We start from the raw sequence: 19,621 nt of genomic DNA on the forward strand, positions 1-19,621 counted from the left end.
GGCGATGCAACAGCGCGAGATCGACGCAGTGTCCACCGACGACTCGATTCTGGCCGGGCTGGTCGAAGAAGACCCGTACCTGCACATCGTCGGCCCGAACATGGCCACCCAGCCCTACGGCATCGGGGTCAACCTGAACAACACCGGACTGGTCCGGTTCGTTAACGGCACGCTGGAACGCATCCGTCGCGACGGCACGTGGAACACGTTGTACCGCAAGTGGTTGACGGTTTTGGGTCCCGCGCCCGCCCCTCCTGTACCTAGGTACGTGGACTGATGACCGAAGCTATCGACCCGCGCGACAGCGAAGACACTGACGACCCGGGCCCCGGCACTCAGCCGCCGGACGAGCAGTCGGGCCCGCTGTTGGAGTCGCGGCCGCAAGCCACTCAGGCGCTGTTCCGCCCCGATTTCGACGATGACGACGACGACCTAGCCCCGCTCTCCGGCGGCGGCATTGAAACCGACGCGCAGGAGCGGATGACGGCGGCCACCCGGGTGCTCCCGCCGGTACGACAGCTCGGCGGCGGGCTGGTCGAAATCCCCCGCGTGCGGGATATCGATCCGCTCGAGGCCCTGATGACCAATCCCGTGGTGCCGGAGTCCAAGCGCTTCTGCTGGAACTGCGGCAAGCCGGTCGGGCGGTCCGGCGACCACGGCAAGGGTACGTCCGATGGCTGGTGCCCGTTCTGCGGTAGCCCGTATTCGTTTCTGCCCCAACTGAATCCCGGAGACACCGTCGCCGGCCAGTACGAGGTCAAGGGCTGCATCGCGCACGGCGGGTTGGGCTGGGTCTACCTGGCCGTCGACCACAACGTCAACGATCGTCCGGTGGTGCTCAAAGGCCTGGTGCACTCCGGCGACGCCGAGGCCCAGGCGATCGCGATGGCCGAACGCCAGTTCCTCGCCGAGGTGGTTCACCCGCAGATCGTGCAGATCTTCAACTTCGTCGAACACACGGATCGGCACGGGGACCCCGTCGGCTACATCGTCATGGAGTACATCGGGGGGAAGTCGCTCAAGCAAAGCCTCAAAGACCGGGAAGCCGAGAAGCTACCGGTTGCCGAGGCCATCGCCTACCTGCTGGAAATCCTTCCCGCACTGAGCTACCTGCATTCCATCGGCCTGGTCTACAACGACCTGAAGCCGGAGAACATCATGCTCACCGAAGAGCAACTCAAGCTGATCGACCTGGGCGCGGTATCACGGATCAATTCGTTCGGATACCTTTACGGCACACCGGGTTTCCAGGCGCCGGAGATCGTCCGGACCGGCCCGACGGTGGCCACCGACATCTACACCGTGGGTCGCACGCTCGCGGCACTGACGGCCAACCTGCGCACCCGCAACGGCCGCTATGTGGACGGGCTGCCCGACGACGACCCGGTGCTGACCAGATACGACTCGTTCTGCCGACTGTTGCGCCGCGCCATCGACCCCGACCCACGGCGGCGGTTCACCAGCGCCGAGGAGATGTCCGGGCAGCTGATGGGTGTCCTGCGCGAGGTGGTCGCCCAGGACACCGGGGTGCCGCGGCCGGGGTTGTCGACGATCTTTTCCCGCACCCGCTCGACGTTCGGCGTGAATCTGCTGGTCGCCCACACCGATGTCTACCTGGATGGGCAGGTGCATTCGGAGAAGCTGACGGCCAAGGAGATCGTGACCGCCCTGCAGGTGCCGCAGGTGGATCCGGCCGACGTCGCCGCCCCGGTGTTGCAGGCCACGGTGTTGTCCGAACCGGTGCAGACGCTGGATTCGCTGCGGGCCGTCCGGCACGGCGGATTGGACGCGGAGGGCATCGACGTGTCCGAGTCGGTCGAGCTGCCCTTAATGGAAGTCCGCGCGCTGCTGGACCTGGGCGACGTGGCCAAGGCGACGCGCAAGCTCGACGACCTGGCCGAGCGGGTGGGCTGGCGCTGGCGGCTGGTGTGGTACCGGGCCGTCGCCGAGCTACTGAACGGCGACTTCGACTCGGCCATCAAACACTTCACCGAGATCCTGGACACCTTCCCCGGCGAGCTGGCGCCCAAGATGGCCCTGGCGGCCACCGCCGAACTGGCCGGCAGCCCCGACGAGAACAAGTTCTATCAGGCCGTGTGGAGCACCGACGACGGCGTGATCTCGGCGGCCTTCGGATTGGCCCGAGCCCTGTCCGCCGCCGACGACCGGATCGGTGCGGTGCGCACCCTCGACGAGGTGCCGGCCACTTCCCGGCATTTCACCACCGCGCGCCTGACCAGCGCGGTGACGCTGCTATCCGGCCGGTCGGCCGACGAGATCACCGAGGAGCAGATTCGCGACGCCGCCCGCCGGGTGGAGGCGCTGCCGCCCACCGAACCGCGTGTGCTGCAGATCCGCGCCCTGGTGCTGGGCGCCGCGATGGACTGGCTGGAGAACAACCGGGACGGCCGGAAGGCCAGCACCAACCACATCCTGGGCTTTCCGTTCACCGAACACGGGCTGCGGCTGGGCGTCGAGGCGTCGCTGCGCAGCCTGGCCCGCGTCGCGCCCACCCAGCGGCACCGCTACACGCTGGTGGACCTGGCCAACCGGGTGCGCCCCACCAGCACGTTCTGAGTTCCGCCGGGTCGGCTTGTCGGCCTTTTGCCGCGTCGCCGCGTGTGCTCGCCGCGCGTGCTCGCCGCGGCTGTCCTGCGGCCGTCCTGCCTGCACCGAGCGTGAACTCTGGGCGAAAATCGCGCCCGATTTTCGCCGTCACGTCACGCTCGGCGGGTGCTCGCGCGGCCCGTCCGCGGCCATCCGCATACCGTTCGCCGAGCGTGAACTCTGGGCGAAAATCGCGCCCGATTTTCGCCCTCACGTCACGCTCGGCGGGTGCTCGGCGGCGGCCCGTTCACCCGTCTGAGCAGGCCCGCAAGCGAATCGCAAGGAAACGCCCGCACAGTTAACTCATGCCACAGGGGGCACAGTGGATCGCCACCGCACGCATGCTGCGGCGCGCTGGGTTCGGGGTCAGCGGACCCGAGGTCGACGCGGCGGTCAAGCGCGACTGGCCGACGTACGTCGACGCCATGCTGGCCGCCGACCCCGACGCCGACCCGAGCGCGGTGGCCACCCCGATGCCGGCGCTGAGCCAGCCGAGCGCACCCGGTAAGAAGGCGACGCCGGCGGCGCGCAAGGAATATAACCAGCAGCTCACCGAGCAGGAGACGGTGCTGTCGCGCTGGTGGCTGCAGCGCATGGTCGCCGTCCAGCAGCCGGTGCATGAGAAGCTGACGCTGTTGTGGCACAACCACTTCGCCACCTCCGCGCAGAAGGTGCGGTCGGCTGCCCACATGGCGGCGCAGAACCAAAAGCTGCGCGCCCTGTCGCTCGGTGATTTCCGAACCCTGGCATACACGATGCTGACCGACGCCGCGATGTTGCGCTGGCTGGACGGGCAGGCCAATACCGCCAAGGCTCCCAACGAGAACCTCGCCCGGGAATTCATGGAGCTGTTCGCGCTGGGCCATGGCAACGGCTACACCGAGGACGACGTGCGCAACGGCGCCCGGGCGCTGACCGGGTGGGTGATCGGCCCCGGCGGTGAGACCTCGCTGACCCCCAAACGGCACGACGCGGGCGCCAAGACGCTGTTCGGCGTCACGGGCAATTTCGATGCCGGCAGTTTCTGTGACGCGGTGCTGGGTCAGCCCAAGTCGGCGGAGTATGTCGCGGGGCGCCTGTGGCAACAACTGGCTTCCGACGACCCGCCGTCATCGCAGGCACTCGACCGGGTCGTCTCGGCGTACGGGCCGCGGCGCAGCCTGCGCGCGATGACCCGGGCGATCCTCACCGATAGCGAGTTCATCGGCGATCGGGCCGCCCCAACCGGCAGGGTCAACACCCCGGTGGAGTGGCTGGTCGGGGTGCTGCGCACGCTCCAGGTGCCCTTGGATGATCCCAAACAGCTGAAGCTGGCCGAGGCGACGTTGCGAGCGTTGGGCCAGCGCCCCTTCTATCCGCCCAGCGTGGGCGGGTGGCCCAGCGGTCAGGCGTGGCTGTCTACCGCTAGCGCCGGCGCCCGACTGCGCGCCGCGACTCAGCTGGCGAGCGCCGGCGATCTGTCCGGCGTCGAAAGCGTCGGCCCCGGTGATCGCATCGACGCGGCCGGCTACCTGATCGGGGTCGGCGCGTGGTCGCAGCGCAGCGCCGAGGCGCTCAGACCTTTGGTGAACCGGCCGGCACAACTCGTCGCCGCCGCCGTCAACACGCCCGAATACCTGACGTCCTAGCGAGAGTGCCATGCCCGAAATCAATCGCCGCAAGTTCCTGCTCGCCAGCGCCGGCGTGGGCGCGGCCGGCGTGCTGTCCGGGGCCGTCGCGGTCAGCTGGCCCGACTTGATGCGGGCCGCGCAGGACCGGCCGCTGCCGGCAGGCGCCGGCGTGCTGGTCATCGTCTCGCTGTACGGCGGCAACGACGGGATCAACACCCTGATTCCCTACGCCGACAACGCATATCACGATTCTCGGTCGGACCTTGCGTACGCGGCGGCCGACGTCCTGCACCTCGATCAGCAACTCGGGCTCAACCCTGCGATGAAGGGGCTGGCGCAGTTGTGGAACCAGCACCAGCTCGCGATCGTGCGCGGTGTCGGCTATCCGCAGCCCGACCACAGCCACTTCCGGTCCATGGATATCTGGCAGACGGCTTCGCCAGCCGAACCGGTCTCGACCGGTTGGATCGGCCGCTGGCTCGACGCCACCGGCGACGACCCGCTGCGCGCTGTCAACATCGGGCCCGTCCTGCCACCGTTGGCAGTCGGCCAAAAATACACGGCCGCAGCACTTTCCACGTCTCCCGGGACAGCGGCGGGCAGATTCGACACCATCATGGACGCGCTGGGCCGTGACGACCCCGGTGACAACCCGGCGATGGCGGCCGTGGCCAAGGCCTATCGCGCCGCGCGCACCACCGACTCCACCTTCAAGTCGGTCAAACCGTCTGACAAGGCACACAATTCGCTGGCCACGCAGTTGAGCATGGTGGCCGCCGCGGTGCGGGCCCGTGTCCCCACCCGGGTATACATCGTCCAACTCGGCGGGTTCGACACCCACGCCAACGAGCGCGACACCCAGCAGCGCCTGCTGACAACTTTCGACCAGGCCGTCAGCGGGTTCCTGCAGGAGATGGCCGGCACCAAGGTCGTGTTGATGGCGTATTCGGAGTTCGGGCGCCGGGTGAAAGCCAACGCGTCCCAGGGCACCGACCACGGCACCGCGGGGCCGGTCTTCGTCGCGGGTGCACCCGGCGGACCCGTCAAAGGCGGCTTCTACGGCGACGAGCCCAGCCTCACCGACCTGGACAACGGCGACCTGAAGTACACCACCGACTTTCGCGACATCTACTACGAAGTGCTGGCGCGGACCGTCGGCACCGATCCCACGCCGTCGGTCGGCACCGGCCGCAAGGCCCTGGGCTTCCTAACCGCCTAGCACGCTGACGCAGTCACGGGCGATGGCCAGTTCCTCGTCGGTGTGGACCACGAGAATCGTGATCGGTGCATCGTCGGCGGAAATGCGGCCTTCACCACGCGCATTGCGGTCCTGGTCGAGGACCAGACCGAGCCCGGCCAGTCCGGCTAGCGCATCTCGCCGCACCGCCGCGTCGTTCTCACCGATGCCGGCCGTGAAGGTCAGCACATCGGTGTGCCCCAGCACCGCCAAATAGGCGCCGACGTATTTGCGTAATCGGTGAATGAACACGTCGTACGCCAATTGTGCTGCGCTGTCCCCAGACTCGATCAGCTGGTGCAGACGGCGGAAATCGCGCTCACCGGCCAGGCCCAGCACCCCGGACTTGTGGTTGAGCAGCGATTCGACCTCGTCCACCCCCATCCCGGCGTTGTGCCACAGATAGCCGACGACGGCCGGGTCCACGTCGCCGCTGCGGGTGCCCATCACCAGACCTTCCAGCGGGGTCAGGCCCATTGACGTGTCGACCGGGCGGCCGCGGGCGATCGCCGACGCCGACGCGCCGTTACCCAGATGCAGCACAATCTGATTCACGCTGTCCAGCGGCCTGCCCACAACCGAGGCGGCGCGCTCGCTGACGTAGCGGTGCGACGTGCCGTGGAATCCATAGCGGCGGATCTGCCACCGTTCGGCCAACTCACGGTCGATGGCGTACGTCGCGGCCGCGGCCGGCAGATCGTGAAAGAACGCCGTGTCGAACACCGCGACATGCGGCAGGTCGGGCAGCAGTTTGCGGGCCACCTCGATGCCCCGCAGTGCGGGCGGGTTATGCAACGGGGCCAGCGTCGACAACTCCCTGAGCCTGTCGATGACGGTCTCGTTCAAGACCGTCGGTCGGTGAAACTCCTTGCCGCCGTGCACTACCCGATGTCCCACCGCCAGCAGCCCGCAGGCGTGCAGGTCGATGCCGTCGTCGGACAGCATGTCGAACGCGCGCCGCAGCGCGGCTTCGTGGTCGGGGACCCCTCCCGAAGCCTCGCCGATCTGTTCGACGTGGCCGGAGGCCCGCGCCATGCCCGAGTCGGGGTCGACGAGTTGGAACTTCAGCGACGACGAGCCGGAATTGATCACCAGCACAAGGTGATTACTCATGGGCGTCCTGTGCCTGGATCGCGGTGATGGCCACGGTGTTGACGATGTCTTCGACCAACGCACCCCGGGACAGGTCGTTGACCGGCTTGCGCAAGCCTTGCAGCACCGGCCCGATCGCGATCGCCCCGGCGGTGCGCTGCACCGCCTTGTAGGTGTTGTTGCCTGTGTTCAGGTCGGGGAAGATCAGCACCGTCGCGCGACCGGCCACGGGCGAATCACCCAGCTTGGTGGCCGCGACGGACAGGTCCACCGCGGCGTCGTATTGGATTGGTCCCTCCACCAGCAGTTCAGGCTCCCGCTCGCGCACCAACTCCGTTGCCGCCCTGACCTTGTCGACGTCGGCGCCGGAGCCCGAGTCGCCGGTGGAGTAGGACAGCATGGCAACGCGGGGCTCGATGCCGAACTGGGCCGCGGTGCGCGCGGAGCTGATCGCGATATCGGCGAGCTGTTCGGTGCTGGGGTTCGGGATGATCGCGCAGTCACCGTACGCCAGCACCCGATCGGACAGGCACATCAGGAAGATGCTGGACACCGTCGAGACGCTGGGAACGGTTTTGATGATCTCCAACGCCGGCCGCACGGTGTGCGCCGTGGTGTGCACGGCTCCCGAGACCATCCCGTCAACCAACCCGTTGTACACCATCATGGTTCCGAAATATGTTGAATCGCGGATGATCTCGTGGGCCTGCTCGGTGGTGATGCCCTTGGCCTTGCGTAATTCGGCGTATTGGTCACCGAACTTGTCGAGCAGTTCGCTGGTGCGCGGGTCGGTCACGTCCGCACCATCCAGGTTGACGCTGAGTTCGGCAGCGCGCGAACGGATCTGGGCCTCGTCGCCTAGAATGGTCAGATCCGCAACGCAGCGCTGCAGCAACCGCCCGGCCGACTTGAGGATGCGGTCGTCGTCTCCTTCGGGCAGGACGATCCGCTTGCGGCGCGAACGCGCCTGCTGCTGCAGCCGCCGGGTGAACATCTGTGGCGTGGTGACGGTCGGGATCGGGATCGCCAGCTGCGCCAACAGGTCGTCGACATCGATATGGCGGTCCACGAGTTCCAGCGCGGTGTCGATCTTGCGTTGCGACGTCGCGGTGACCCGCCCGCGGGCCTTGGAGGCCGCACTGGCCGTGTCGTAGGTGCCCAGTACGGTGGTGATGATCGGCAACCGCAGACGCAGGCCCGTAACCAGCGCCGCGATGGACGGATGCAGCTCGAACCCGCCGTTGAGGACGATGCACGACAGCGACGGAAATCCTTCGGCCGCATGGGCACTCGCGACCGCGAGCACCACGTCGGAGCGGTCGCCAGGGGTGATCACGGCCATGCCGTCCCGCAACCGCTCCAGGACGTGGTCAGCGGTCATCCCGGCGACCAGCACGCCCATCACCTCGCGGTCGCGCAGCGCGACGTCGCCGCTGACCACCGTGCCACCCACGGCCTCCCGCAGTTCGGCTACCGTCGGCGCGGACAACAGGGGTTCTTCGGGCAGCACGTAGCTGCGCAGGGCGGGCGGAAGGGCCTCCGCCAGGGCACGTGAGACCGCATCAACGTCCGTGGGCTCGCACCGGTTGGCCACCACCGCGGCGGTGTGGGCCCGTTGGGCGGATAACTCCGACAGGCAGACCGCCACGACACTGGCGATCTCGGCGGGCGTGCGGTCCTTGCCGCGCACCGTCAACAGCACCGGCGCGCCGAGATTTACCGCGATCCGCGCGTTGACCGAGAGCTCCGCGGGGGTCGCCGAAATCCCCAGATCGGAGTAGTCGCTGCCGACGATCACCACCGCGTCGCACGCCTTGGCCATCGCCTGATACGAGTCGACGACGATGGCGATCGCGGCGTCAGGGTCGTCGTGCAGCTGCTGATAAGTCACGCCCACGCATTGCTCATATGGCAGCCCCGCGGTGGAGTGCTCCAGCAGCAGCTCCAGGATGTAGTCCCGCTGCCCCCCGGCGTCCTGCCGCGTAATCGGCCGAAACACACCGACTTTGGCGACGGCCGCTGCCAATCGATGCAGCAGGCCGAGCGCGATCGTCGACTTGCCCGTCTCCGGTTCGGGCGCGGCGATGTAGATCGCCGAACCCAGCACCACGGTTTCAGCCAAGTCGCCGCAACCTGGGCGCCAAGTCCTTTTCGAAGAGTTCGAGGAAGCGACGCTGGTCGTGCCCGGGTGCGTGGAACACCAGATGATTGAGACCCCACGTCACGTACTGGCCGACCTTCTCGACGGCCTCGTCGGGATCCGACGCCACGATCCAGCGCTTGGCGATCTGCTCGATCGGCAGTGCGTCGGCGGCCTTCTCCATCTCGATCGGGTCGTCGATGCTGTGCTTCTGCTCGGCGGTGAGCGACAGCGGCGCCCAGAAGCGGGTGTTGTTCAGGGCCAGCTCTGGATCGGGATCGTAGGAGATCTTGATCTCGATCATCTTGTCGATGTCGTCGGGGTTGCGGTCGGCGGCCGCCGCGCCCTCTAAGACGGCAGGCATCAGCTTTTCGGTGTAGAGCTCCTCGCCCTTCCCGGAGGTGCAGATGAACCCGTCCCCCGCGCGCCCGGCGTATTTGGCCACCGCGGGGCCGCCAGCGGCGATGTAGACCGGCACCCCGCCTTCGGGCACGTCGTAGATGGAGGCGCCCTTGAGGCGGTAGTACTCGCCGTCGAAGTCGACGCGGTCGCCGCGCCACAGCTCGCGCATCAGCCGGACCGATTCGCGCAACCGCGCGAACCGTTCCTTGAACTCGGGCCAACTGCCCTGATACCCGGTGGCGATCTCGTTCAGCGCCTCGCCGGTGCCCACCCCGAGGAAAACGCGTTGGGGGTAAAGGCAACTCATGGTCGCAAAGGCTTGCGCGATGACGGCGGGGTTGTATCGAAAGGTCGGGGTGAGCACCGAGGTGCCCAGCTGGATCCGTTCCGTGCGCTCGCCGACGGCGGTCATCCACGCCAGCGAAAACGGCGCGTGCCCGCCCTCGTGGCGCCACGGCTGGAAATGGTCGCTGACAGTGGCGCTGTCCATGCCGTGAGCTTCGGCGGCAACGGCAATTTCGACGAGCTCACGCGGTGCGAATTGTTCGGCTGATGCTTTATATCCGAGTTTCAGTTGAGCCACTCGTCATTTCTACTCCCTATGCTCGCGACCCGCCGCGCCCGGCTTCGCCGCGCTTGCGATCGCTCCTACACTCGCGGGCATGGAGACTGAACTCGTTCAGATCACCGACATTGTTCACCTCGCGCGCGGTCACGCGGTCAACTGGACATTGGTCACCGACGACACGGGTGTGGTGTTGATCGACGCCGGATATCCCGGGGACCGTGACGAGGTGCTGGCCTCGCTGCGCAAGCTGGGCTATGGGCCCCCAGACGTGCGCGCGATCCTGCTCACCCACGCGCACATCGACCACCTGGGGTCGGCGATCTGGTTCGCCCGCGAGCACGGCACCCCGGTGTACTGCCATGCCGACGAGGTGGGGCACGCCAAGCGCGAATACCTTGAGCAGGTCTCGGTTTTGGATATCGCGCTGCGCGTCTGGCGACCTCGCTGGGCCGTATGGACGGCGCACGTAGTGCGCAGCGGCGGCCTGATCCGGGACGGGATACCGACCGCCCAGGCGCTGACCGCCGACGTCGCCGCCGGCCTGCCGGGCCACCCGAGGGCCGTTTTCACTCCGGGCCACACCAACGGGCACTGCTCATATCTGGTCGACGGGGTGCTGGCCAGCGGAGACGCGCTGGTCACCGGCCATCCGCTGATGCGACAGAGCGGGCCGCAACTGCTGCCGGCGATCTTCAGCTACAGCCAGGAGCGTTGCGTCCGCAGCCTGGCCGCGCTGGCCCTGCTGGAAACCGAGATTCTGCTGCCCGGCCACGGCGACGTGTGGCGCGGTCCTATCCGCGAGGCCACCCAGGCCGCTCTGAACAAAGCGGCGTCCTAGCCCGCTAGCCCAGGTGCTCGCGCAGCGTGTGTCCGGCATACTCCGTCCGGAACGCACCCCGCTCCTGCAGCAGCGGAACCACCCGGTCGACGAACTCGTCGAGGCCGTGCGGCGCCAGGATGAAGCCGTCGCAGGCATCGGCCTGGACATAGCGGTCGATCTCCTCGGCGAGGTGCGCCGGGGTGCCCACGAACTGCTGGCGACTGGTGACGGCGATGACCAGTTCGCGGATCGACAGGTTTTGGGCCTGCGCGCGGTCGCGGTATTGGCGCACCACCGCGGCCGAGTTCGCGATCGGATCGATAGCGGGTAGCGGGCCGTCCGGGTCGTACTGCGACAGGTCTCGACCCCATACCCGCTCCAGCATCGCGATGGCTGCGGCGCGGCTCACCTGCTGATAGCGGATGTGTCGCGCCCTGTCCTCCGCGTCGTCGGTGGTGTCACCGATGACGAAGGCCGTGGCCGCAAAGACCTTGAGCCGGTTCGGGTCTCGACCGCAGTCCTTCGCGCGGCCCTTCACGTCAGCGTAGTGGTGCCGCCCGTCCTGCACCGACGCGTGCAGGGTAAACAGGGCGTCGGCGTACCGGGCGCCAAAAGCGCGACCCTCCGCGGAGTCGCCAGCGTGCAACAGCACCGGATGCCCCTGCGGTCCCGCGGGCAGTGTCGCGAAACCCCGCACGTCGAAGTGCACACCCCGGTATTCGACGGCGCGGATGCCGTTCGGGTCGACGTAGACGCCGTCTTGCGCATCCGCCAGCACCGCACCCGGCGCCCAGCCGTCCCAGAACTTTCGCGCCGCGATCAGAAACTCCTCGAGCCGCTGGTATCGGTCGGCAGGGTCGAGAAAGGCGCCGCGCCGGAAGTTGGCACCGGTGAAGGCGTCCGATGAGGCGACAATGTTCCAGCCCGAGCGGCCGTCGGACAGGTGGTCCATCGTGGCGAATTGCCTTGCGACCTCGAATGGTTCGTTGAAGGTGGTGTCGATCGTCCCGGTCAGCCCGATCCGGTCGGTGACCCCCGCCAGGGCTGCCAGCACCGTGCAGGTGTCCAGCCGGCCCACCACGTCGAGGTCGTAGATTCGGTCGCGGTATTCGCGCCCTCGCGGCCCTTCGGCTAGGAGAAAATCGAACAGGCCACGTTCGGCGGTGCGCGCCAGGTGCACGAACGACTCGAATTCGACCGGGGAACCCACGCCCGGGAAATGCGCCGCCAAGTGAATCGGCTTGCGACTCAAGGGATCAGACCCCACCTTTGCGCGATGAGTTCATGCGAGCGCAACCGGTCCTGGTGCCGGTGGGTCACCGAGGTGACGACGAGTTCGTCGGCGCGTGTCAACCGTTGCAGCGCGGACAGCCGCTCCGCGACCTCATCCGGATCACCCACAAATTGGGTTTCCAGCCTGTCTTTCACCACGGGCAGCTGTTCCTCGGTGAGCGGCGGACAATCGTCGGGATCCGGATAGGGCACGGCGCCGACGCCGGTTCGGATGGAATACACCCACTGCCCGTAGCCCGCGGCCAGACGCCGAGCGGTGGCGCTGTCGTCGGCGACGACGATGTCGGCGGACACCACAACGTAGGGGCGTTTCAGCGCGGCCGACGGGACGAACGCATCGCGGTACGCATCGATAGCCTCCAGAGCGGTCGCCGGAGTGATGTGATAGCTTGCGACGAACGGAAGCCCCTGCGCCCCAGCAAGTCTGGCGCTTTGACCCTTGGTGCTGCCGAAGATCCACGGTGTCAGTCCGGATCCCTCGCCCGGTACCGCGTGCACGTCAAAACCCTGGACTTGGTATGTACCGTCCAGCATCGCGATGATGTCGGCGAGTTGCTCGGCGAAGTCGGGCACCACCGCCTCCGGTTGCTGAAGAATCCCCATGGTTGCTTGGACCCGCTCCGTGTCGAGGAGTCCGCGCAGGTCGAACGGCAGCGGGATCACCACACCGTCGACCTCGCGCCACTGCCGCGGCGTGCGGCCCTTGACCGACGGCTGCTTCGGCTTGAAGCCGCTGTCGCGACGTTGCCCCCGGCCGACGCCCAAGTCGATCCGGCCCGGATAGAAGGCCTCGAGCATGCCGAAACTCTCGACCACCGCGGTGACCGTCGTGTAACCCAACTGCACCGCGGCCGCGCCCACGCGAATCGTGTTGGTAGCGGCCGCGATTTGGCCGATCAACACGGCCGGCGCCGAGCTGGCGACGCCGACGAAGTGGTGCTCGGCGATCCAGTAGCGACGAAAACCCCACCGCTCGGCGTGCTGGGCCAGGTCGATGGTGTTGCGCAGCGCCGTCGCAGCGTCGCCACCCGCGCTGATCGGCGCCAGGTCCAGGATCGACAGCGGGACGGTCACCGCGGCACCGCCGCGTAGCGGTTGGGAGCCACCGGTAGGCGGAGTCGCTCGCGCAGGGTTTCACCGTCCCGGTAGCCGGTCCTGAACCGACCGGCTTTCTGCAGCAGCGGCACCACCTCGTCGACGATCACCGGCAGATCGGTGGCGTTGACCGCGGGCCGCAGCCGCGCGCCGTCGATGCCGAGGCGCTGCCAATCCAGCAGCATATCGACCAAATCCGGTGCACTGGTTGATATTACGAGACAGTCGGAACGAAAATCGGCGTCACCACCGAACGACACCACCACGTCGGCGAACACCTTCAGGCCGTGCACCTCGTCGAGGATGGCGCGCAGCCCGGCGGCATCCATCGGCGTGATGAAGACGACATCCGCGGTGGCTACCGCGAATTGGTAGGCCGGGCCCGCGTGGGCCAGTGCGGCCACCACGGGCTGGCCCTGCGGTGGCCGCGGCGTGATCGACGGCCCCTTGACCGAGAAGTACTTTCCGGTGAAGTCGATGTGATGCAGCTTGTCAGTGTCGACGTGGTGTCCGGCCACGTCGGGGCGCACCTCGTCGTCCTCCCAACTGTCCCAGAGCCGGCGCACCACCTCGACGAAATCCCGGGCCTCGGGGAACAGGTCGGCGGCATCGACGGTTCGGCGGCCGAACAGCACCGCCTCGTGCGTCGTCACACTGACCCGAGGCTGCCAGCCCGCCCGGCCGCGTGACACATGGTCAAGCGTGGCAATGGATTTCGAGATATGAAAAGGCTCGGTGTGGGTGACCGTGGCCACCGGAACCAGCCCGATGTGCCGCGTCGCCGGGGCGATGCGCGCCGCCACCAGCACGGCATCGCCGCGGCCAGCCAGGCGTTTGGGATCGATGCGTTCGCGACGGCCCGGTTGCGGCATCAGGCTGTCGTCGATGGTGAGAAAGTCGAGCAACCCCCGCTCGGCGGTGACGGCCAACTCAGTCCAGTAGCGGCCGCTGAATGGCGACGGCGCCCGGGTGACCCGCCACGCCTGCGGGTTCCAGCCGTATCCGTCCAGTGCGACGGCCAGGTGAAACATCATGCCAGCCCTTTTGCCAGTTCTTTGTGGAAGGCAACCGGAAACACTGGGCCCTCCGACGGCAGCGGCTCGGGCAGCCGGATGTATCCGGCCGCCTGATACAGCTCCTCGGCCTCGGGCTGCCGGTCGCCGGTCATCAGGTAGACGTTCCGGTATCCGCGCGCGGCGATTTCGGCCTCCAGTTCGCTTAGCAGTGCCATCGCGTATCCGCGCCGTCGATGCGCGCTATCGGTCCAGATTCTCTTGAGTTCGGCGGTGTCGGCGTCCAACCGGCGGAAGCCTCCGCCGGTGACGGTCCGGCCGTCGAGCACGCCGACCAACAGTCCGCCGTCGGGCGGCGCGAACTCGTCGTCCGGGTTGTTCTGCAACCACGCCAGAACCCGATCGGGCGCGCCGCCGTACCGCTGCGCATATTCCACCGCCAGCTCCGCCAGCAGCGGCTGCGCCAGCGGCCCGTCCAACGCGGTTGGCACAAACGTCAGTTGGCCGGCTTCGGGCATCGGCTAAACCCGTGTTGCCGTGACGTACCGGGGGGTCACGGCAACGTCGCGTCCGCTGACCCAATAGCGCGAGGGGGATCCCGTGGTGGTGAACAGTTCGACGACGTTCCTGTCGACTGCGTGCCAGCCGTGAGCCGCCAGGTATTCGGGAACGTCACGGTAGTCGCCGGGGTAGGTCAGCCCGGCCAGGTCGATTTCCAGGCCGAACTCACGCCAGCGCTCGACGAACGCCTCCCCCGCCCTCAGCTGCTGCGTGGTCCAGGTCGGCATGTGGTCGGCCACGAACCGGCTGCCCGCGGCACTCACCGCGGTGACCGTATCCAGCAACCGATCCTGTCCGTCGGGCGGCAGATAGCCGATCAGCAGGTTCTCGGCGACCCACGCCGTCGGTTCAGCGGCGTCAAACCCGACCCGGCGCAGGGCGGCGAGCCAATCCTGACGGAGGTCGATACCGACCGCGCAACGATTGGCGGTCAGCTTGGCGTCCAGCTCGTGCAGCACTCGGCACTTGAAGTCGATGACGTTGGGCTGATCAATCTCGTAGACCGTAGTCCCGGCCGGCCACCACAGCCGAAACGGCCGGGCATCCAGACCGGACCCCAGAATCACCACCTGGCGGATGCCCGCCCGCCCGGCGTCTGCCAGGAATTGGTCTACAAATTGCGCATAGGTCGCAAGGATCTCGAGCATCCCCGTCACCAGCTGGTCTTCGCCGTCGTCGTCCGCGAACACCTCGTCCGTGACAATCCGGTTGAAGTACTCCAGCCCGGCGGCGCGAACCAGCGGCTCGGCGTATGGGTCGTCGAGCAGCCCTTTGTTGGTGCCCACGGCCCTGGCGGCCGCGCCAAACGTCGCGGTCATTCCGACACCGGTTGCCGGGTCCCACGTGTCGTCGTCGGTCCTCATCGGGTGGCAAACCCGACGGCCGCTCGCCAACCGAGCAACAGCACCGCAGTGACCGACGCGGCAACCGCCACAAAGCTCGCTGCCACACCCGCGGAACTGGCCCTGCGCAACAACATGCCGACCCCCACCGTGCACAGCCAGACGATCACGCCGGTGGGGGCCACGGACGTCGGCCGTCGCCACGCCCGGGCAGCCAGCCAGCCGACGAGGGTCCCACTCAGAAACGGCCACGCGGTGGATGCGACACCGGTGACGGTCAGCCCCTCGGCGTGGCTGCGGCGTCCAAGGGCGCAGAACACCAACACCCCAAGGAGGTCGGCGCCCAGCCACGCCAGCCCGCGACGTGGTTGCATGCAGCGAGACTACCGCGAATCCTTGACCCTCATGAGCACACAAGGACCACCGGCCTTCGATCCGTACGACCCGCTTGGGCTGGACGCTTCGTTGTCCGGCGACGAGATCGCGGTACGCGACACCGTCAGAAAGTTCTGCGCCGAGCACGTCATCCCATACGTCGCCGGCTGGTTCGAAGACGGTGACCTACCGGTGGCCCGCGAACTGGCGAAACAGTTCGGCGAACTCGGCCTGCTCGGCATGCACCTGACCGGCTACGGATGCGGCGGCGCCTCGGCGGTTCACTACGGCTTGGCCTGCCTGGAACTCGAGGCCGCCGATTCGGGCATCCGCTCACTGGTGTCGGTGCAGGGCTCGCTGGCCATGTTCGCGATCTGGCACAACGGGTCCGAGGAGCAGAAGCAGCAGTGGCTGCCGGGCATGGCCGCGGGTGATTTGATGGGCTGTTTCGGGCTGACCGAGCCCGATGTCGGATCCGACCCGGCCGCGATGAAAACCCGTGCGCGACGGGATGGTTCGGACTGGGTGCTGAACGGCCGCAAGATGTGGATCACCAATGGCTCCGTCGCCGATGTCGCCGTGGTGTGGGCCGTTACCGACGAGGGCATTCGGGGCTTCATCGTCCCCACCGACACCCCGGGTTTCACCGCCAACACCATCCACCACAAGCTGTCGCTGCGGGCGTCGATCACCAGCGAGTTGGTGCTGGATGACGTGCGATTGCCCGCCGACGCTCTGCTGCCCGGCGCTACTGGGTTGAAGGGACCGCTGGCGTGTCTGTCGGAGGCGCGGTACGGCATCGTCTGGGGGGCGATGGGGGCGGCCCGTTCCGCCTGGCAGGCCGCGCTCGACTATGCCACGCAGCGAACGCAATTCGGCCGTCCGATCGCGGGATTTCAACTGACCCAGGCAAAGCTCGTCGACATGGCCGTCGAACTGCACAAGGGCCAGCTGCTGTCGCTGCACCTCGGCCGCCTCAAAGATGGTGTGGGCCTGCGTCCCGAACAGGTCAGCTTCGGCAAGCTCAACAACACGCGTGAGGCGATAGAGATCTGCCGCACAGCCCGAACAATATTGGGCGGCAATGGAATATCGCTGGAGTACCCGGTTATCCGGCACATGGTCAACCTGGAATCGGTGCTGACCTACGAGGGCACGCCCGAAATGCACCAGTTGGTCCTTGGTCAGGCGTTCACCGGCTTGGCCGCGTTCCGCTGATGGTCATGCGCCGCATTGCCTGCCTGCTCTTGGCTCTCGGGATGGCGGCCGGGTGCGGGACGCCGCCCGGCGGCGGTCATTCCGAGGCGCCGTCCGGGGCGCCATCGGGCCCGTCGTCCTCCGTTGCGTCCGGGGACCCGGCCAAGGCCGACGCGGTGATGAAGGTGGTCAGTGACTTCATGGCGCAGGCTCATCTCAAGGCGGTGATCGTCCGAGTCACGTTGAACGGCAAGGAGATCGTCACGCGAGCGGTCGGCGACTCGATGACCGGCGTGCCCGCAACCACCGACATGCACTTCCGCAATGGCGCGGTCGCGATCTCCTACGTGTCGACCCTGCTGCTGAAGCTGGTCGACGAAAGGAAAGTCAGCCTGAACGACACGTTGTCGAAGTGGTTGCCCGACTTTCCGCATGCCGAGCGTGTGACGCTTGGGCAACTGGCGCAGATGACGTCCGGTTACCCCGACTACGTGCTGGGTAACGATGCGTTCTCCAACGCGTTGTACGCGGACCCGTTCCGGCAGTGGACAACTCAAGATATCCTTGGCCAGATCTCCTCGCGGCCACTGCTTTACGATCCCGGGACGAACTGGAACTACGCGCACACCAACTACGTCCTGTTGGGGCTGGCGCTGGAGAAGGCCACCGGCCAGGACATGCCGACGCTGTTGCAGAACGAGGTGCTGGGTCCGCTGGGCCTGAAGGCCACCGCCAACTCCGAAACGGCGGAGATCCCCACGCCGGTGCTGCATGCCTACAGCTCCGAACGACGCCAATTTCTCAAAATCCCCGCCGGCTCACCGTTTTACGAGGACTCGACCTACTGGAATCCGTCCTGGACCATCACCCACGGCGCCGTCCAGACCACCGACATCTTCGACATGGAGGCGACGGCGGTCGGTATCGGGTCGGGCAAGCTGCTGTCGCCGGAATCCTACCGGCGCATGGTGTCGACCGATCTGCGCGGAAAGACGCACGACCAACCCGGCTGTGGGACCTGCATGGAACAGGGCGTCGGCTACACCTATGGGCTCGGCATCATCACGTCCGGCGACTGGCTGATGCAGAACCCCATGTTCGCCGGTTATGCGGCGGTGGAGGCCTACCTGCCGTCGCAAAAGGCCGCGATCGCTGTCGCGGTTACGTATGCCCCGGATGCGTTCGACGTTCAGGGCAACTACACCAACCAGGCCGACATCCTCTTCCGCAAGATCGGCGCCGCAGTAGTCCCGGACGACGCCCCGCCCATGCCTCCGGAAGGTAGTTAGAAGGGCGGTGGGTCGTCGTCGCCCGGGTCGCCTTGGGTGGTGACCTGGGAGGTGACTTGCGTTGCGGAATAATAGTTTTGGCGGGATTGCCGATTGAGTCGACGTTCCGCCTTGACGTAGCGGGCGCGGTTCTGGGCGCGGGTGCTGGTGCGCAGCGGCATCGTCGCGGTCTTGTCGGCGCAACGCTGCCTGCCGGCCTGCTCGGGAGCAGGCAGGTCGCCGGTGGGGACGCACAGGGACGGGAACAGCAGCGCGCTGCCCGGCGTGGTCACGTAGGTGTGAGCCGAGGGTGAGGTCCAGATGACGGTGCCGTCCGGCAGCTGTTTGTCGCGCCAACCCCAGAACGTCTTGATCAAATGATGTTGGCGGCAAAGACATTTCAGGTTCGAGGCATGAGTGGCCCCACCCTGGTCGTGCGGGACGGTGTGGTCGAGGTCGCAGTTCAACGCGCTGCGGTCACAGCCGGGGAACCGGCAGGTCAAATCGCGGCACCGGATGAACTCGGCCAAACCGCGAGACGGCGTGTAGCCGCGCTCGGGACTGGCGTCGGTCGGGTGGATCAGCGGCGCCAGCTTTGCCGACGCGGCCAATTCCGCGACCAGCTCGGCGGGAAACAGCTCCTCAGTACCGACCACAAAACCCGGTGTCTGTGCGGCGCCCTCGACGGTGGCCTGCTCGGCGACCACATGAATCACCACCGCGGGCGGGGCCGAAGTCGCGCCGGCGGGGCAGGCCGGCAGCCCGCACCGGCACGCCAGCCGCTCCGCCCCGACCGCCAACGCTCCCATCGCGTCGGCCCGGCGCTGCATGCGGGTGCGCGGGTCATCGGCGCATACCGTGTCGGCCAAGGCATCCAGCCGCTTGTCCACCGCGTGCGCATCGGTACTGACCAGGCGACCAAAGATGTCGGACAGGCCATTCCCGCTGTCGGAGATGGACAGCTTCCGATCCTCCTTCGCCTTACGCCGGCGCCGCACCGCGTCGCGGTCCATGCGCTCGACGACCCGATCGATGCACGCGACCAACCGGCCGCGTGTCATCGACGCCCAGCGCCGGACCTTCGCGGCCAGTTCGGCATCCACGCTGGCCATCACCTCGGTATCGGTAATCAATTCGGTGCGGTACGCGATCGTCTGGAACGTCCAAAAGGTGATGTCACCGGCCACCAACGCGGCACCCACTCGAGGCAGGCGGTTGCGAAGAATGCGCGCGGACTCCACGTAGCTCGCGGCCAGGCCCTGGCTGATCTGCAGGGCGGCGGCCACTTCTGCCGTCACCGCATCCCAGGTGTCGGTGCAATACGTTTCGCACTCCCCGCGCTCGCGCAGCCGCAACACATCAAGCTCACCGATCGCGACCAGACGCTCCCCGGCCGCCCGGTTCTCCGCCCGCGACGCCGCGCACATCCGGTCGATCACATCGGCCGCGGACTCTGATTCGAACATGCTTGCGACTATAGCCGGGCCTACTGACATGGACG

General features: G+C 67.3%; 16 protein-coding genes and 1 pseudogene. 7 read left to right on the forward strand and 10 right to left on the reverse strand.

Features of this window, described 5'->3' with window-relative positions; genetic code table 11:
- The 4 genes and pseudogenes from JO236_RS19185 to JO236_RS19200 all read left to right on the forward strand — a co-directional run.
- Nucleotides 1–277 (forward strand): annotated as a pseudogene (locus JO236_RS19185) (transporter substrate-binding domain-containing protein); the annotation flags it as partial.
- Nucleotides 277–2,577: a serine/threonine-protein kinase PknG gene (locus JO236_RS19190; RefSeq protein ID WP_293334045.1), complete on the forward strand. Its 2,301-nt coding sequence runs from the start codon at nt 277–279 to the stop codon at nt 2,575–2,577. The pseudogene JO236_RS19185 and the gene JO236_RS19190, both read left to right, overlap by 1 nt.
- Nucleotides 2,578–2,912: 335 nt before the next feature.
- Entirely contained in the window at nt 2,913–4,235 is a 1,323-nt protein-coding gene (locus JO236_RS19195) for a DUF1800 domain-containing protein (RefSeq protein WP_293334047.1), read from the forward strand.
- A gap of 10 nt (nt 4,236–4,245) precedes the next feature.
- Nucleotides 4,246–5,436 carry a DUF1501 domain-containing protein gene (locus tag JO236_RS19200; RefSeq protein ID WP_293334049.1) on the forward strand — a complete coding sequence of 397 codons (1,191 nt, stop codon included), beginning with the start codon at nt 4,246–4,248 and terminating at the stop codon, nt 5,434–5,436.
- On the opposite strand, the gene JO236_RS19205 is transcribed toward JO236_RS19200, so the two are convergent.
- The 3 genes from JO236_RS19205 to fgd are packed head-to-tail and all read right to left on the reverse strand — an operon-like array spanning nt 5,425 to nt 9,671.
- Nucleotides 5,425–6,567: an acetate kinase gene (locus JO236_RS19205; RefSeq protein ID WP_293334051.1), complete on the reverse strand. Its 1,143-nt coding sequence runs from the start codon at nt 6,565–6,567 to the stop codon at nt 5,425–5,427. The genes JO236_RS19200 and JO236_RS19205 overlap by 12 nt on opposite strands.
- Nucleotides 6,560–8,656, reverse strand: a complete 2,097-nt coding sequence (gene pta / locus JO236_RS19210) for a phosphate acetyltransferase (protein ID WP_293334187.1) — start codon at nt 8,654–8,656, stop codon at nt 6,560–6,562. Before pta ends, JO236_RS19205 begins: the two co-directional genes overlap by 8 nt.
- Before the next feature lie 4 nt (nt 8,657–8,660).
- Nucleotides 8,661–9,671: a glucose-6-phosphate dehydrogenase (coenzyme-F420) gene (fgd, locus tag JO236_RS19215; RefSeq protein WP_293334053.1), complete on the reverse strand. Its 1,011-nt coding sequence runs from the start codon at nt 9,669–9,671 to the stop codon at nt 8,661–8,663.
- Nucleotides 9,672–9,750: 79 nt separating this feature from the next.
- Between fgd and JO236_RS19220 the strand changes: the two genes are divergently transcribed.
- Complete coding sequence (locus tag JO236_RS19220; RefSeq protein WP_293334056.1) at nt 9,751–10,494, forward strand: MBL fold metallo-hydrolase; 744 nt, start codon at nt 9,751–9,753, stop codon at nt 10,492–10,494.
- A 4-nt stretch (nt 10,495–10,498) separates the two neighbouring features.
- On the opposite strand, the gene JO236_RS19225 is transcribed toward JO236_RS19220, so the two are convergent.
- From JO236_RS19225 to JO236_RS19250, 6 genes are read right to left on the reverse strand one after another with little or no spacing between them, the layout of a single operon-like run.
- Nucleotides 10,499–11,728 (reverse strand): NtaA/DmoA family FMN-dependent monooxygenase, encoded by a 1,230-nt coding sequence (locus JO236_RS19225; RefSeq protein ID WP_293334059.1) that lies wholly within the window; start codon nt 11,726–11,728, stop codon nt 10,499–10,501.
- On the reverse strand, nt 11,725–12,843 hold the full coding sequence (locus JO236_RS19230) for an LLM class flavin-dependent oxidoreductase (RefSeq protein ID WP_293334062.1): 1,119 nt from the start codon (nt 12,841–12,843) through the stop codon (nt 11,725–11,727). The genes JO236_RS19225 and JO236_RS19230 overlap by 4 nt, the downstream gene beginning before the upstream one ends.
- On the reverse strand, nt 12,840–13,898 hold the full coding sequence (locus tag JO236_RS19235; RefSeq protein WP_293334065.1) for an LLM class flavin-dependent oxidoreductase: 1,059 nt from the start codon (nt 13,896–13,898) through the stop codon (nt 12,840–12,842). Before JO236_RS19235 ends, JO236_RS19230 begins: the two co-directional genes overlap by 4 nt.
- Nucleotides 13,895–14,395: a GNAT family N-acetyltransferase gene (locus JO236_RS19240; protein ID WP_293334068.1), complete on the reverse strand. Its 501-nt coding sequence runs from the start codon at nt 14,393–14,395 to the stop codon at nt 13,895–13,897. Before JO236_RS19240 ends, JO236_RS19235 begins: the two co-directional genes overlap by 4 nt.
- A gap of 3 nt (nt 14,396–14,398) precedes the next feature.
- A complete protein-coding gene (locus JO236_RS19245) occupies nt 14,399–15,301 on the reverse strand; it encodes a class I SAM-dependent methyltransferase (protein ID WP_293334071.1) in 903 nt (300 codons plus the stop codon).
- On the reverse strand, nt 15,298–15,654 hold the full coding sequence (locus tag JO236_RS19250; protein ID WP_293334074.1) for a DUF3054 domain-containing protein: 357 nt from the start codon (nt 15,652–15,654) through the stop codon (nt 15,298–15,300). Before JO236_RS19250 ends, JO236_RS19245 begins: the two co-directional genes overlap by 4 nt.
- Before the next feature lie 31 nt (nt 15,655–15,685).
- Between JO236_RS19250 and JO236_RS19255 the strand changes: the two genes are divergently transcribed.
- Together JO236_RS19255 and JO236_RS19260 are read left to right on the forward strand one after the other, a co-directional pair.
- Nucleotides 15,686–16,873, forward strand: coding sequence for an acyl-CoA dehydrogenase family protein (locus tag JO236_RS19255; RefSeq protein WP_293334076.1), 1,188 nt, complete (start codon nt 15,686–15,688; stop codon nt 16,871–16,873).
- Nucleotides 16,873–18,141 (forward strand): serine hydrolase domain-containing protein, encoded by a 1,269-nt coding sequence (locus JO236_RS19260; protein ID WP_416362290.1) that lies wholly within the window; start codon nt 16,873–16,875, stop codon nt 18,139–18,141. The genes JO236_RS19255 and JO236_RS19260 overlap by 1 nt, the downstream gene beginning before the upstream one ends.
- Here JO236_RS19260 and JO236_RS19265 read toward each other — a convergent pair.
- Nucleotides 18,138–19,586, reverse strand: a complete 1,449-nt coding sequence (locus JO236_RS19265) for an HNH endonuclease signature motif containing protein (RefSeq protein ID WP_293334078.1) — start codon at nt 19,584–19,586, stop codon at nt 18,138–18,140. The genes JO236_RS19260 and JO236_RS19265 overlap by 4 nt on opposite strands.
- Nucleotides 19,587–19,621 lie beyond the last annotated feature (35 nt).

Origin of the sequence: Mycobacterium sp. (assembly GCF_019247635.1) — a bacterium.
Classification (GTDB): domain Bacteria; phylum Actinomycetota; class Actinomycetes; order Mycobacteriales; family Mycobacteriaceae; genus Mycobacterium.